This window comes from Mobilicoccus caccae, from assembly GCF_030161635.1.
Lineage (GTDB): Bacteria > Actinomycetota > Actinomycetes > Actinomycetales > Dermatophilaceae > Mobilicoccus > Mobilicoccus caccae.
In genome coordinates, this window is sequence record NZ_BSUO01000001.1 from 2,893,739 (window position 1) to 2,908,106 (window position 14,368).

Annotated in this window: 10 protein-coding genes and 2 pseudogenes; 3 read left to right on the plus strand and 9 right to left on the minus strand. The window is 71.4% G+C overall.

Going from position 1 to position 14,368, the window contains the following annotated elements:
• Window positions 1–16: 16 nt before the first annotated feature.
• From QQK49_RS14215 to QQK49_RS14240, 6 genes are all read right to left on the minus strand, one after another.
• Window positions 17–1,498: an MDR family MFS transporter gene (locus QQK49_RS14215; protein ID WP_284304497.1), complete on the minus strand. Its 1,482-nt coding sequence runs from the start codon at window positions 1,496–1,498 to the stop codon at window positions 17–19.
• Between the two features lie 65 nt (window positions 1,499–1,563).
• The gene (locus QQK49_RS14220; protein ID WP_284304499.1) at window positions 1,564–1,752 is read right to left on the minus strand and encodes a hypothetical protein; all 189 of its coding nucleotides are present in this window, start codon (window positions 1,750–1,752) and stop codon (window positions 1,564–1,566) included.
• An 84-nt stretch (window positions 1,753–1,836) separates the two neighbouring features.
• Window positions 1,837–4,587, minus strand: coding sequence for an AAA family ATPase (locus tag QQK49_RS14225; protein WP_284304500.1), 2,751 nt, complete (start codon window positions 4,585–4,587; stop codon window positions 1,837–1,839).
• Complete coding sequence (locus QQK49_RS14230; RefSeq protein WP_284304501.1) at window positions 4,584–5,810, minus strand: metallophosphoesterase family protein; 1,227 nt, start codon at window positions 5,808–5,810, stop codon at window positions 4,584–4,586. Before QQK49_RS14230 ends, QQK49_RS14225 begins: the two co-directional genes overlap by 4 nt.
• Before the next feature lie 110 nt (window positions 5,811–5,920).
• Window positions 5,921–6,877: a C40 family peptidase gene (locus QQK49_RS14235; protein WP_284304503.1), complete on the minus strand. Its 957-nt coding sequence runs from the start codon at window positions 6,875–6,877 to the stop codon at window positions 5,921–5,923.
• A gap of 370 nt (window positions 6,878–7,247) precedes the next feature.
• Complete coding sequence (locus QQK49_RS14240) at window positions 7,248–7,922, minus strand: metal-dependent transcriptional regulator (protein ID WP_284304504.1); 675 nt, start codon at window positions 7,920–7,922, stop codon at window positions 7,248–7,250.
• 439 nt (window positions 7,923–8,361) lie between these two features.
• On the opposite strand from QQK49_RS14240, the gene QQK49_RS14245 reads away from it, so the two are divergent.
• The 3 genes from QQK49_RS14245 to serC are packed head-to-tail and all read left to right on the plus strand — an operon-like array spanning window position 8,362 to window position 11,161.
• Window positions 8,362–8,814, plus strand: a complete 453-nt coding sequence (locus QQK49_RS14245; protein WP_284304505.1) for a hypothetical protein — start codon at window positions 8,362–8,364, stop codon at window positions 8,812–8,814.
• A 42-nt stretch (window positions 8,815–8,856) separates the two neighbouring features.
• Window positions 8,857–9,981, plus strand: coding sequence for a citrate synthase 2 (locus QQK49_RS14250; protein ID WP_284304507.1), 1,125 nt, complete (start codon window positions 8,857–8,859; stop codon window positions 9,979–9,981).
• 55 nt (window positions 9,982–10,036) lie between these two features.
• On the plus strand, window positions 10,037–11,161 hold the full coding sequence (gene serC, locus QQK49_RS14255) for a phosphoserine transaminase (protein ID WP_284304508.1): 1,125 nt from the start codon (window positions 10,037–10,039) through the stop codon (window positions 11,159–11,161).
• A gap of 430 nt (window positions 11,162–11,591) precedes the next feature.
• On the opposite strand, the pseudogene QQK49_RS14260 reads toward serC, so the two are convergent.
• The 3 genes and pseudogenes from QQK49_RS14260 to QQK49_RS14270 all read right to left on the minus strand — a co-directional run bounded on the left by QQK49_RS14260 (window position 11,592) and on the right by QQK49_RS14270 (window position 14,329).
• Window positions 11,592–13,074, minus strand: a pseudogene (locus QQK49_RS14260) (NCS2 family permease).
• A gap of 118 nt (window positions 13,075–13,192) precedes the next feature.
• A pseudogene (locus QQK49_RS14265) lies at window positions 13,193–13,827 on the minus strand (DUF3027 domain-containing protein).
• 103 nt (window positions 13,828–13,930) lie between these two features.
• On the minus strand, window positions 13,931–14,329 hold the full coding sequence (locus tag QQK49_RS14270; RefSeq protein ID WP_284304509.1) for a cold-shock protein: 399 nt from the start codon (window positions 14,327–14,329) through the stop codon (window positions 13,931–13,933).
• Between the last annotated feature and the right edge of the window lie 39 nt (window positions 14,330–14,368).

Below are 14,368 nucleotides of genomic sequence, written 5' to 3' on the forward strand. Positions count from 1 at the left end.
TCACAGATCGAGGTCCTCAGGCGTCGCGATCCGCCTCGGTCTCGGTGACGTCGTCGCCGACGCGCAGGAAGAGCAGCGACAGGCCGGCCACGACGGCGGCGAGCACGGTCGCGACGACGAGTCCGGCCTCGACCCCCTGACCGAGGGCCGCGGCCGGTTGCACACCGGTGGCCGCACTCCGCGCCGCGGCGCCCGACATGACCGTGATGACCAGCGCGGTGCCGGCCGCCGCCGCCACCTGCTGCAGGGTGCCGAGCAGGGCACTGCCGTGCTCGTAGAACGGGGCACGCAACGAGGACAACCCGGCGGTGAACATCGGCGTGAACACGAACGCGAGCCCCGCGCTCATGAACAGATGCAGGACGAGGAACAGCCACCACGGGCCGTGGTTGGTCGACCAGGCGAGCATCCCGATACCGCCCGCGAGCGCCAGTGAGCCAGGGATGACCAGCGGCGCCGCGCCGACCCGGTCGTAGAGACGCCCCACCGGAGGCCCGAGCAACCCCATGGCCAGACCACCCGGCATGAGCATGAGACCGGCCTGCAGCGTCGACATGCCCCGCGCGTCCTGGAAGTACAGCGGCAGCATGACCATCGCGCCCATCAACGCCATGAACGACACGGCCATGATCGTCACGGCCAGCCGGTAGCGCGGCGAGCGCAGCACCCGAAGATCCAGGACCGGCCGGCTCGTGCGGATCAGCACCATCTGACGCCACGCGAACAGCGACACCCCCACGACGCCGATGACCAGCGCCATCGCCGGCAGGCCGAGCAGGTGCGACCCGGCCCCACCGACCCGACTCAGGCCGTAGACGAGTCCGCCGAACCCGACGATCGTCAGCAGGACGCTGATCGGGTCCATCCGGCCGCCCTCCCCGAGGCGATCCCCCTCCCCCGCCTCGGCCTCACCCAGCCTGCGCGGATCGAGCAGCCACGCACCGACCACGGCGGCGGTGACGGCGAGAGGGAACACCACGACGAAGATCCACCGCCACGACCCGAACGACAGGATCACGCCGGACACCGTCGGACCCATCGCCGGCGCCACGGAGATCGCGAGCGACACGTTGCCCATGACCCGTCCGCGCGTGCCGGCGGGCACCAGCAACAGCACCGTCGACATCAGCAACGGCATCATCACGGCCGTCCCGGTCGCCTGGACGATCCTGCCCATGAGCAGGATCTCGAACGTCGGCGCCACCGCACCCAGGGCCGTGCCCGCGGAGAAGACGGACATCGCCGTGATGAACGCCGTGCGGCGGCCCACCCGCTGCAGGAACCAGCCCGTCGTGGGGATGACCACCGCCATCGTCAGCATGAAGCCCGTGACCAGCCACTGGACCGTCTGCGCGTCGACGCGCATCGACTCCATCAACGACGGCAACGCGTTGACCATGATCGTGTTGTTGAGGATGACGATAAAGGTCGCCACCGTGAGGACTCGCAGGGTCAACGCCGTGCGGCCGTCCATCGCCTCCGGCGCGTGGGAGGGCATGAGATGTCCTGTTCTCTCGGGGTGGACGACCGGTCTGCGACCGGGTGCCTCGGTGTGAGGTCGGTTCAGGGGTGCGGCCGGCGCCGCTGCGTAGCGGCGACGACGAAGGCGGCCACCGCGGAGAGCACCGCGAAACCGACGATGACCCAGGCGAATCCACCCTCACCACCGAGGAGGATCTGCCCGAGGCCGAAGAGGGCCACCAGGGCGAAAGCGAGTCCTGCCACCATCGCCCACCGGTCCGGGGTCAACATGTGCGTGCCTCTCGTCTCGTGTGCGTCGGGACCCGCCGATCCTACGGGTGCGGGGGTCGGGGCCGCTCGAGGACGGCGCCGACCTCAGATGCGGATGACCTTGGCATCGGGGATGCCTGCGTACCGCCCGGGCGTGCAGGTGAGCAGGATGATCTGCGCACCGCCGCCGACGAGGGAGAACGCCGAGCAGACCCGTTGCAGGCGTGCGGGATCGGAGTAGCCGAGGGCGTCGTCGAGGATGACCGGGGCCCCGTGCTCGGGATCGACGAGCGAGGCGCACGCCAGGCGGGTGAGGATGGACATCTGTTCCTTGGCTCCCGAGGAGAGCGCCTCGTACGGGATGCGTTCGTCGGCGAGGACGCGGGCCTCGATGGCGAGCGAGGGACCGACCTCCACCTCGAAGTCGGGCCCGTACACGATGCGCCCCAGCCGGGAGACCTCCTTGCCGAACGGTTCCACGTAGGTGCGCACCACCTCGTTGCGGTGCCTGGTCAGGGTTTGGAACAACGTGCGGGCCGCGCCCGCGCGCCGACGGTAGGAGGCCAGTGCCCGCTCGGCCCGGGCGAGCGCCGATTCGGCCTCGGTCAGACGCTCCGCACGCCCCTGCCCGCCGGCGTGACGCAGCCGCGCCTCGATGGCCAGACGCTCGTCGCGCGTGTCCGCGAACCGGCCGCGCAGCGAGACCGCCGCCGACTCGGCCCCCTCGAGACGCACGCGCAGGCTCTCGGGATCGTGCCGGGCCACCTCGGCGACGACGGTCTGCTCACGCTCGGTCGCCTCCGCCAGCAGCGCCTCCGTCTCGCGCACCCGTTCCGCCAGAGCCGCGTCCGACGCTTTCTCCCGGTCGAGGGCCAGGCGGGAGGACGCCTCGCCCAGCGCCGTCCTGGCCGAGGCCAGGGCCACCTCGGCCCGCGCCACGGCCAACCGCTCGGCCTCCACGGCCCCGCGCAGGGTGGTGGCCTCGGCGTCCCACCGGGCGATGAGCGCCTCTGCGGCGTCCTCGCGCTCACGCGCCTCGGCCGCCACGGTGCGTAGCCGTCTGCGCCCGTCGGCGTCGTCCGTGCCGGTGATCCAGGCGAGGACGGGTGTCACCGCTGCGAGGTCGATCTCGGCGAGGTCGAGCTCGGTGAGCTCGCCGGCCGCTGCCGGTGCGGTCGGCGCCCCTGCCGTGTCCGTACCGGCCTCGTCGATGCGCCGCGTGAGGAGCTCGACCGTGTGCTCGTGCAGGTGAGCGACCCGGTCGCGAAGATCTTCGACGCTCTCGCCGCTCAGCGCGCCGCTCAGGGCGCGCTCGGCCTCCTCGAGCGCGCGGACCGCGTCGTCGTGGGCAGCCGCCGCGGCACGAGCGGCGGCGATGTCGTCCACGCCTGCCTCCGTGAGGAGTTCGGCCAGCCGAGCCTGCGCCGCGTCGACGGTCTGACCCCGCTCGGCCACTCCCGAGGGCGGGTTCAGCCGCAGCCGGGCGACGCCGGGCAGCACGATCTCGACGGTGTCGCCGAGCACGCCGGAGCACTCGGCCTGCAGGGTGCGCCTCTCCCCGTCGATCTCGACCTCGAGCCCGGAGACCTCGGGCGTCAGCTGCCACCCGGCGCTGCCCACCCGCCACTCGGCCCGAGCCAGGTCGACCTCGCGGGCGGCCTCCTCGATCGCTGCCCGCGACCCCGTGAATCGCCTCGCACGGGCGTCTTCTCGCGCCCGCTCGCGTCGCTCGAGGGCCAGATCGACGCTCCTCGATCGCTCGGCCAGGACGGCCAGATCGTGCAGGTCGGCGACCAGCGCCACATCGGACTCCGCCCGGGACGCGGCCCGGCGGGCCTCCTTGCGCGCGGCGTGGGCCCGTTCGGCCTCCTCCGTCGCCGAGGCGAGAGCGGCCTGTGCCGGGCCGATGCCGGTGGACAGCTCGTCCAGATCGGTCTCGAACCGCCCGACCGCGTCACGCAGGATCGTCACCTCCGCCACGAGGGCGTCACGGGCCTCGACGCGCTCGGCGGCCGCCGCGTGGGACTGCCGGGCCACCTGCGTCGCCATCCCCAGACGCTCGGCCTCGCGCAGCACCTCCTCCGCGCTCGCCCATTGGTCCTGCAGCTCCTGCAACGCCGCCTCGCCCGCCGCCACCTGCGCGTCGAGCCGGTCGAGTTCACGCACCGCCTCGGCATGGCGGGCCACGTCGGCGGCGACCTCCTCGACGGCCTTCTCGGCCTCGTCGCGCAGGTGTCGAGCCTCCTCCACCCGCAGCTCGGCGTCGCGGTACTCACCCGTCGGGCGGCCGGTGGCGGTGAAGAACTCCCGAAAGACGTCCTCGGCGGCCCGCAGGAGCGAATCGCCTTCTGCGCCGGCGGAGTCGGCCGACTGCCCCGCAGCCCCTTCGAGCGCGTCAGCGAGCGCCGTGCTACCCGAGAGGTCGGTGGCGCCGAGCGGCGTGGCCTGCATGAGCCGCAGGGCCCGCCACAGGTCGGGATCGGTGGTCTCGGCCAGGATGTCGCGGGCGCGGTCGTGGGCCGCCGACCCCGTCAGGTCCTCACGGCGTGGGGTGTGCACCGTGAGCACGGTGCCCGGCCGCCGGAACCACTGCTTGCGGTAGGTGAAGCGGTACGGGCCGCTCGTGGCCTCGACCTCGACGGCGCTCGGCACGTCGAGCCCGACGGGCCGCATCGCCAGCACGTGTCGTTTGCGTGAGGAGTCCTTCTCCTCGAAGAGCAGGTCGAGGGCCTCGATCATCGTGGTCTTGCCGGCCTCGTTGGCGCCCTCGACGACGACGATGCCCTCGTCGGGGAACACCACCTCGCGGTCGGCAACCCCCTTGATGTGGGTGAGCGTGAGTCGGTGGATCCTCATCGCACCGCCAACCGGTACAGGAGCGCCAGGGCGTCGCGCGCGTGCGGGTCGCCGTTCTCGTCGTCGGCCTGCCCGGCCAGGTCCTCGACCGAGTGCGCGACGAAGCCGCCGACGCCGAGGTCGGCCAGTTCGTCGCGGTCGACGACCACCGCCACGTCGTCGTGCCCCTCCCAGGTGAGTCGCGCGGCCAGGCTCTGTTCCCACCGCTCGAGGAGGTCGTCGAGGCGGGCCTTGTCGGCGAGGGTCAACGTGCCGATCAGCGCCGTCCGGACCACCGTGCGGTCCTTGGGATCGATGGCCGAGAACTCCGCGTCGAGATCGTCGAGGTCTTCGGCCGTGTCGACGTGCCTGCGCATCGTGGTGAACGTCCACGTGCCCACACGATGGGGGTGGACCTCGTGGCCGTGCCGGTCGACGTCGACCACGAGCACGTCACCCGGGATCTCCTCGCGGAACGCCGTGACCTCCGGCGTGCCGGAGAAGTGCACGCGACCGGTGCGGCCCACCGACAACCGGGAGTGACGGTCGCCCAGCGCCACGTGGTGCAGGCACCCCTCGTCGACGGCCGCCTCGAGATCGGCGAGACGGATGAGCGCCGGAGACCGCTCGTCGGGACTGAGGACGTCGACCGGACCGTGCGCCAACAGGATTCGCGTCACGCCCTCGCCGGGAGGATCGGCGGCGCGCACGGCGTCGGCCGCGAGGTCGCTCAGGGCCGGCTTGGCGAACCAGGGTGCGGCGAGGATCTCGACCCCCGCGGCGACCTGGTGCACGCCGGCCGCATCGAGGACGACGACGTTGGGCGGGCAGTCCCGCCGGAAGATCGACGAGGTGTACACGGAGGCCGCGTCGAGCGGATCGTGGTTGCCCGGCAGGAGGTACACCGGGCACGGGATGCCGCCCATCGCCTCCAGCGATCGCGCGACCGTGCGCGCGGAGACGAGGTTGGAGTCGAACACGTCGCCCGACACCAGCACGAAGTCGCAGCGTTCGCGGCCGGCGACCTCACCGATCGCGCGGATGGCGTCGATGCGGGCCGCGGTGTACCGCGCCTGTGCCTCGCCCTCGAGGAAATGGCGGGTCATGCCCAGCTGCCAGTCGCTCGTCTGCAGGAACCGCACCATGCCCGTCACCTCCGTCGTTCTCGTCGTCGCCGGTCGTGGGACCTCGGCCATCGCAGGGGTCGTGGATCGGGCGGCGAGCCGCTCGGTGGACGTGCCCACCGACCCGACTCCTGCCCGACTCTCGCCCCACTCCTCCGACCGATGCCATCAGGCTAGTGGTCACCACCGACAAGCCTCATGACCTGCTGGTTCGCAGGTGTGTCGCTGCGTCAGGGGCGACCGTAGGTCACGTTCGAACTCCAGATCTTGTGCAGACCCGTCGTCTTGCCCCGGCGGGGTGCGTCGTACATCCGCCCGTCGCCCGCGTAGATCCCGACGTGGTGTGCCGGGCTGCCGAAGAACACCAGATCACCGGGGCGAGGCGTGCTCACCCGCCGCGTGGCGCGCTGCTGCTGAGCGGCCGTGCGCGGCAGGTCGACCCCCGCCTTGTCGAAGACGTGGCGCGTGAATCCCGAGCAGTCGAACCCCCGGGTCGTGGTGCCACCCCACACGTACGGAATGCCCGACAGACCCGCCGCGATGTCGAGGACGCGATCCGCGCGCGACGACGCGGGAGCCGTCTTGGACTCGGCCTTGGGCTTCGGCTTGGGCTTCGGCGCGGGTTTCGGCTTGGGCGCAGGGTTCGACGTCGGCTTCGGTGTGGCCGTGCGGGTCGGCCGGGGCGTGGGTGGCGCCTCGGTCGGTGTGTCCGTCGGGACGCGCGTCGGCGCGGGCTCGGGGGCCGGCGCCACGGTCGTGGTCGGCGACGGAGACGAGGGTGTGGAGGTGGGTGCCGGTGTCGGGGTGGGGGCGAACGACGGGATCGAGGTCGACGAGGTCGGTGCCGCCGAACCCGTCTCCTCGGGTGGTGACGTGCTCGGCGTCCCTGGCGGCGCCTCCTCGGCCGGGAGCGCGGGGACGGCGGGTTCCGGCACCGACGGTGGGTGTTCGGGCGGACGGGGCTCGGTGAACTCCGGCTCCCAGGCCGGGTCGGCCGCGGGCATCGGGGGTGGGAGAGCGGGCGGCGCCGGATCCGCGATGGCCGGGTCGACCACCGCGTTGAGCAGCCCGGCGCTGACGACGGCGATCATGCCGGCCTGCGCGGCCCGGGCGCCGCGTGATCCGGTGACGATCCGCGGCGACCGATGTCGCCCCACGTACCGGACGTTCCTGGACTGGCTGGACATGGCCGCCCTTCGCGCCTCGCGTACGACTCCGGGCAGGGCCCATCGCGATGCGGGGAGGCATCGTGACGTGGTGGATGGCCCGGCCGGAGCGGCCCGATGGGCGGCGGTGCCGCTCCTGCCGAGGCATGGGTCTGGTGTCCGTCGCCGGCGGCAGGATCGGGCGGACCGGGCGGAGTCGGCGCGAACGGCGACGACACCCGAAAAGCTAGCCGCGGGGGCCGTGGTCCCGCTCCCGTCATCCACAGGCCCGGCCGGGGTGGGGACGACCGGTGCGCGAGCCGCCGAGCGCGACGAGAGCACCCGACAGCGATGCGGGGACGTCTCTCCCGATCAGTCGTGAGGGATCAGAAGGCCGCGCGGGTCGAGCCGCTCAGGCCGGCGAGCCGAACAGGTACCCCGACTGGCCGCCGTCGATCGTCACCGCTCCGGACGGGCCGGCGAGGTCGATCCGGTCGTCGGCGCGGGTGATCGACACCGTGGCACCGGGCTCGATCCCGGCGGACGACATGCGTTCGAGCAGGTCGTTGTCGCTCTGCAGCGGCTCACCCACGCGGAGGACGACGAATCGCGTCGCACCCGGGTGGTCGGCCATCGACGTCATCCGCTCGCCGTTGCCGGTGGCGGTGATGCCGAGCTCGTCCAGGCCCGGGACGGGGTTGCCGTAGGGGCTGACCTGCACCTCGTCCAGCAGCGTGAGGATCTTGCGCTCGACGCGCTCGCTCATCACGTGCTCCCAGCGGCAGGCCTCGTCGTGCACGTAGGGGTACTCCAGGCCGATGACGTCGCGCAGCAGCCGCTCGGCGAGCCGGTGCTTGCGCATGACGCGCGTGGCGAGGCGCCGGCCGGTCTCGGAGAGTTCGATGCTGCGGTCGGGCTGCACCGACAGCAGCCCGTCGCGCTCCATGCGCGCCACGGTCTGGGAGACCGTGGGGCCGGAATGTCCCAGCCGGTCGACGATGCGCGCGCGCAAGACCTGCACACCTTCTTCTTCGAGTTCGAAGACCGTGCGCAGGTACATCTCGGTGGTGTCGATCAGGTCGGTCACGCCCCAAGCATGGCATCCTCACGCCCCACAGGCACGGACAGCACGCTGGACCGTGGGCCCGGATCGACGGCTTTTTCGCCACTCGGTGTGATCTGGCCCGGATGCTCTTGTCGAACAAGCAGATCCGCTCTAACATTCAGCTGGCGGAGTCGCCGGTGTGGAACCCCCGACCACATCGATTTTGACTCTTCCGAGCACAACACCGGCTTCCCCTGGCCGGCACCGTGTCGACTTCCCCCGGGTCGCCACGGAAACGGCGAGGTCGTTCCCCGACGACCTCGCCGTTCTTATTGTCCCGGCACGGACGGACACCGCGGGGCCAGTGCCTGCCGCCCTCACCACCGTCGCCGCAGCCCGGCACGCAGCCGGGCGTCCCGGCGGGCACGACGGCTCCCAGTAGGCTGGCCGTGACCAGCACCCGATGCAGGAGGCCTGCCGAATGACGTCTCGACAGCGCGCGATCCGCCGGCTCTTGAGTCTCGGCGTGAAGTACGCCCCGCTCGCGTACGAGGGGTTGCGCCGGGGGCGGGTGCCTGCTCAGCAGTTCGCCGAGCGGCAGGTGAGCCGTCGCAACGCTCGGAGCATCGCCCTGGAGCACGCCGCGCATCTCGTCGACGGGTCGGTTCTGCCTGTGTACGACGGCGACCAGCGGGTCTGGGTGGTCTTCAGCGGCGACCGTCCGGTGGGGACGCACCCCGTGGTCTTGACACCGCTGGCGGAGCTCCTTGCGCACTACGACCTGGGCAAACGCGTGACTCCTCCGGCACCGACGCGAGGGCGCCGCGGACGTTCCGGGCGGGCCGACTCCACCGGCGGCGCGACGGGTTCGCCGGGACCGCAGGACGGCGACGGAGGCGTGGCCGGTCACGGCGGGAGCCACCGGCCGAGCTGACCGGGTCGTGACATCGATCACACACTTGGCAGAATCGACCTCATGAACGCACCAACCGATCGGGCGGCGCCGGAGCAGGACTCCTGGGTCACCTCGATCGCGGAGGCCGACCCCGAGGGCGGCGCTCTGCGCTACCGCGGTGTCGACATCCGTGACCTCGTGGGCGTCGTCCCCTTCGATCGCGTGTGGGGTCTGCTGGTCGCCGACGACCTGCGACGCCTGTTGCCACCTGCGGAGCAGTTCCCGCTGCCGGCCCGCACGGGCGCCATGACGGCCGACGTGGTGAGCGCGCTGGCCACCGTCTCCCCCGTGTGGGGTTTCCGCCCCTTGCACGACATCGACGACCGGCGCGCCCTCGACGACCTGGCGCGCACGACGGTGCTCATGGTGTCGTTCGTCGCGCAGTCGGCGCGTGGCCCCGAGCTTCCGGTGGTGCCGCAGCGCGTGGTCGACACGGCGAGCTCGGTGGCCGAACGGTTCCTCGTGCGATGGCGGGGCGAGGCCGACCCGCGTCACGTCGAGGCGCTCGACGCGTACTTCGTCACGGCCGCGGAGCACGGATTCAACGCCTCCACCTACGCCGCGCGCGTCGTGGCCTCCACGGGGGCCGACGTGGCGACCTGTCTGGCGGCGGGTGTCGCCGCGATCAGTGGTCCGCTACACGGTGGCGCGCCCGCGCGTGTCCTGCGCATGCTCCACGCGATCGACGGACTCGACGATCCCCGCGAGTATCTGACCTCGGTGCTCGACTCGGGTCGGCGGATCATGGGGTTCGGCCACAGCGTCTACCGGGCGCGCGATCCTCGGACGGACCCGATCCGTGAGGTCTGCCGCCGCGTCGGCGCGCCGCTGTACGAGGTCGCCATGGCGGTCGAGTCCACGGCCGCCGACCTGCTGGCCGAGCGCTTTCCCGACCGGAGGCTCGAGCCCAACCTCGATCTGTGGGCCCCGGTGCTGCTGTCCTTCGCCGACGTGCCCGGACCGGCGTTCACGTCGCTGTTCGCGTGCGCCCGGGCCGCAGGGTGGTCGGCGCACATCCTCGAGCAGAAGCAGAGCGCCCGGCTCATCCGTCCGCGTGCCTCCTACGAGGGTCCCGGTCCACGGCCGGCGTCGGCGGTCACGGGATGGGACGAGGTGCTGGCCGACCGCGGCGAGCGGGAACCCTGAGCCCACCGGCAGACTGGAGCCGGTCACGTCACCGTCCTGCGAGAGGTTCCGCCCAGTGAGCACGATCAGCATCCCGCCCGCTCTGCTTCCCCACGACGGCCGCTTCGGCAGTGGTCCGAGCAAGGTGCGTCCTGCGCAGGTGGAGCGGCTGAGCGAGTACGCCGGCAGCCTCCTCGGCACGTCGCACCGGCAGGCTCCGGTCCGGCATCTCGTGGGTGAGGTGCGGGCGGGGCTGGCCGAGTTGTTCCGCCTGCCGGAGGGGTATGAGGTCGTGCTCGGCAACGGCGGGTCGACGGCGTTCTGGGATGTGGCGACGTTCTCGCTGGTCCGGCAGCGCGCGGAGCACCTCGTGTTCGGCGAGTTCTCCTCCAAGTTCGCGAAGGCGACGGCTGCGGCGCCGTTCTTGTCCGATCCGGTGGTCGTCGACGCCGAGCCGGGTTCGCTCGCCGTTCTGCACGCGGCCGACGTCGACGTGTACGCGTGGCCGCACAACGAGACGTCGACGGGGGTGATGGCTCCGGTGCGGCGCGTGCCGGGTGCGGACGACGACGCGCTGGTCCTCGTCGACGCGACGTCCGGCGCGGGTGGTCTGCCGGTCGATGTCGAGCAGGCGGATGTCTACTACTTCGCGCCGCAGAAGTGTTTCGCCTCCGACGGGGGCCTGTGGTTCGCGCTCATGTCTCCGGCGGCGTTGGCGCGGGTGGAGGAGGTCTCGGCGACGGACCGGTACATCCCGGCGTTTTTGGATCTGGCGACGGCGGTGGCGAATTCGCGCAAGGACCAGACGTACAACACGCCGGCGTTGGCGACGCTGGTGCTCATGAACGAGCAGGTGCGGTGGATGAACGAGCAGGGCGGTCTGGACTGGGCGACGGCCCGCACCGCGGACAGCGCGTCACGGCTGTACGACTGGGCGGAACGCACCGATTACGCCACGCCGTTCGTCACCGACGCGGCGGCCCGGTCGCGGGTGGTGGGCACGATCGATCTCGACGAGCGCGTCGACGCGTCGGCGCTCATCGCGGTGTTGCGGGAGAACGGCATCGTCGACGTCGATCCGTACCGCAGCCTGGGCCGCAATCAGATCCGTGTGGCGATGTTCCCGGCGATCGACCCGGACGACGTGGAAGCCCTCACGACCTGCGTAGACCACGTGGTCGCAGAGATGAACATCGGTTAGGACCGGGCCAGAGCGGAGAGCCCTCCCCAGCCGCCGCAGAACGAGCGCCCACCACCACCTGACCGAGGCGACCACCACCGGCCCGAGGCCATGCCGACAGCCGCCGGATCGAGACACGGGTAGTACCGCAACACGACAGCGAACGGGAACCACAGGTGTCGCCCCGGTGCGTCCCTCACCCCGGCCCGACTGACAGCCGGGAACTCACAGACGACGCCAGGCCGGGGTGAGGGGCGCACCGGGGCGGCACACAGCCTGTGCGACGAAGGCGCAGGGCTCGGTGGGACCCCGACGAAGTCCGGGTCCCGCCGAGCCCGGAGGTGAGGAGCACAGGCCTAAAAAAGTGGCGCGATCACGACGGCGAGCAGCATGGCGGCCAGGGCGACGATGACGACGACGCGTCGGACTCGGGGGTCATGGGGTCAGCCTGTCACTGGACGCCGAGGAGGGTTTTGATGGGGTCGATGGCGAAGTAGATGACGAAGAGGAGGGACACGATCCACATGAGGGGGTGGAGGGTGGCGATTTTGCCGCGGGCGATTTTGATGACGACGTAGGTGACGAATCCGGCGCCGATGCCTGCGGTGATGGAGTAGGTGAAGGGCATGAGGACGATGGTGAGGAAGGCGGGGACGGCGATGTCGAGGTCGTGCCAGTCGATGCCGACGACCTGTTGCATCATGAGGAAGCCGACGACGACGAGGGCGGGTGTGGCGGCTTCGTAGGGGACGACGGCGACGAGGGGTGAGAGGAACATCGCGGCGAGGAAGAGTGCGCCGGTGACGATGCTGGCGAGTCCGGTGCGGGCGCCTTCGCCGACGCCGGAGGCGGATTCGATGTAGGCGGTGTTGCTGCTGACGCTGCCCATGCCGCCGGCGACGGCGGAGAGGGAGTCGACGACGAGGATGCGTTGGCTGTTGGGGGGTTGCCGTCTTCGTCGAGGAGGTCGGCTTCGGCGCCGATGGCGACCATGGTGCCCATGGTGTCGAAGAAGTCGGCGAGCATGAGGGTGAAGATCAGGAGGCAGGCGGCGACGATGCCGATGTTCTGGAACGAGCCGAGCAGGTTGAATTGTCCGAGGAGGCCGAGGTCGGGCATGTCGAACACGTTGGTGGGCACCTGGGGGACGTTGAGGCCCCACCCGGTGGGGTTGACGATCTTGCCGGTGGCGTCGGTCTGGGAGCCGACGTGCATGACGGCTTCGACGGCGATGGCGAGGGCCGTGCCGCCGACGATGCCGTAGAGGATGGAGCCTGAGACGCCGCGGACCATCATGACGACGATGGCGAGCAGGACGATGACGAAGACGAGGGTGGGCCAGCCGGCGAGGAATCCGCCGACGCCGAGTTGCAGGGGGCGCCCGCGGCGCGTCGGACGATGCCGGCGTCGACGAGGCCGACGAGGGTGATGAACAGGCCGATGCCGACGCTGATGGCCGTCTTGAGCTGGGCGGGGATGGCGTGGAACACGGCGCGCCGGAAGCCGGTGAGCACGAGCAGGAGGATGACGATGCCCTCCATGACGACGAGGCCCATGGCGTCGGCCCAGGTCATGTTGGGCAGGCTGGCGATGCTGTAGGCGACGAACGCGTTGAGTCCGAGGCCGGCGGCGAGCGCGAGGGGGTAGTTGGCGAAGACGCCCATGAGCATCGACATGAGGCCGGCGATGAGGGCGGTGCCGGCGGCGACCATGGCGAGGTTGGGTTCGGTTCCGCCGCCGAGGAACTGACCGGACCCGTCGGGGACGGTGCCGATGATGAGGGGGTTGAGGACGACGATGTAGGCCATCGTGAAGAAGGTGGCGAAGCCGCCCCGGACCTCTCGGCCGACCGTGGATCCGCGCTCGGAGATCTTGAAATAGCGATCGAGACCGCCCCGAGGCGCGCGGGCGGACGACTCCGTGATGCTGCTCATGGCGCACAGACTATTCGCAGCGCAGGGCCCTTCCGGACACCCCCGCCGGGAGTGAGACGCGCGTCCTGCAGGGGTGCCGCGCGGGGTGTGGTCGGCGAGCGGCGGATCGTGGCGGGGGTCAGGACAGGACGTCGACGGCGAGGTCGTCGTGCACCGGCGCCGGCACCTTCTCGCGGTCCGAGCGGTCGACGTCGGACTCGCTGTGGGCGCCGCAGCCGTGGTCTCTGCTGACGACCTTGCCGTCGGAGGGCGACCAGGCGTTGGCGCACACGCCGAACATCGACCGGAGCGCGCCGGCGAGGGGAGGTAGTAGCCGCAGGTCGTGCACATCTCCTGGGACTTCTGGGCGACGGTGGCGTCGGGGCCGTTGTCGCCGTCGTACCAGCGCTGGGCTGCGGACTCGCGCCCCTCGGCGGACAGCACGCGGGCGCGGCCGAGGCCGAGTTCCCACTGCGCCATCGCGTCGACGTCCTCCTCGCCCGTGGCCTCGAAGCCGGGCTCGAGGTTGGGGTCCTCCTCCTTGTAGGGCAGGACGTCGCCCGCTCCCAGATCGCCTGGCGCGAGCCGCTGCTCGTACGGCACCCACGCCGGGGAGAGGATCGCGTCGTCACCGGGAAGGAGGTTGGTCTCGCACACGGTCACGGTGCGGCTGCGGGAGACCCGCGCGACGACGACCGCCCACCGCCACCCGCGGTAGGCCGGCGTCGTGCACACGAACGAATGCGTGGCGAGCCGTTCGCCTTCCATGACCATGCCGATGTGGTCGCCGACCGCGCCGGGTTCGGCGATGCTCTCGGCGGCCTCGCGAGCCAGCTCGACCGCGCCGGCGAGGGTGGCGTCTCTCTTGGTCGGCATGTCAGGACCCGTCGAACTGGTCGGCGACGGCACGCAGGACGGAGGCGACCTTGGTGGCGTCGCGCCGCTCGGGGTAGCGCCCGCGACGGAAGTCGTTGGACGCCTTGTCGAGCAGCCTGATGAGGTCCTCGACGATGACGGCCATCTCGTCGGCGGGCCTGCGGTGCTTGGCGTGCTGCGCCTCGGCCACCGACGGCGTGCGTTCGAGGACCTGGACGTGCATGGCCTGAGCGCCGCGGCGTCCCTGGGCGACGCTGTACTCCAGGCGTGTTCCGGGCTTGAGTGAGGTCGTCCCCGACGGCAGCGCGCCGGCCGGGACGAACACGTCCTCACCGTCGTCGCCGTGGACGAAGCCGAAACCCTTGTCGGCGTCGTAGAACTTGACCTTGCCAGTCGGCACCGTTCACCTCTTGCTCGTCTCGAGCCCGCGCATGGTCAC

What these genes read in the sequence shown, in the direction of transcription:
- QQK49_RS14220 (WP_284304499.1), bottom strand. Translation starts at nt 1,752, where the DNA reads ATGTTGACCCCGGACCGGTGGGCGATGGTGGCAGGACTCGCTTTCGCC.
- QQK49_RS14250 (WP_284304507.1), top strand. Translation starts at nt 8,857, where the DNA reads ATGAACGCACCAACCGATCGGGCGGCGCCGGAGCAGGACTCCTGGGTC.
- QQK49_RS14225 (WP_284304500.1), bottom strand. Translation starts at nt 4,587, where the DNA reads ATGAGGATCCACCGACTCACGCTCACCCACATCAAGGGGGTTGCCGAC.
- QQK49_RS14245 (WP_284304505.1), top strand. Translation starts at nt 8,362, where the DNA reads ATGACGTCTCGACAGCGCGCGATCCGCCGGCTCTTGAGTCTCGGCGTG.
- QQK49_RS14235 (WP_284304503.1), bottom strand. Translation starts at nt 6,877, where the DNA reads ATGTCCAGCCAGTCCAGGAACGTCCGGTACGTGGGGCGACATCGGTCG.
- QQK49_RS14215 (WP_284304497.1), bottom strand. Translation starts at nt 1,498, where the DNA reads ATGCCCTCCCACGCGCCGGAGGCGATGGACGGCCGCACGGCGTTGACC.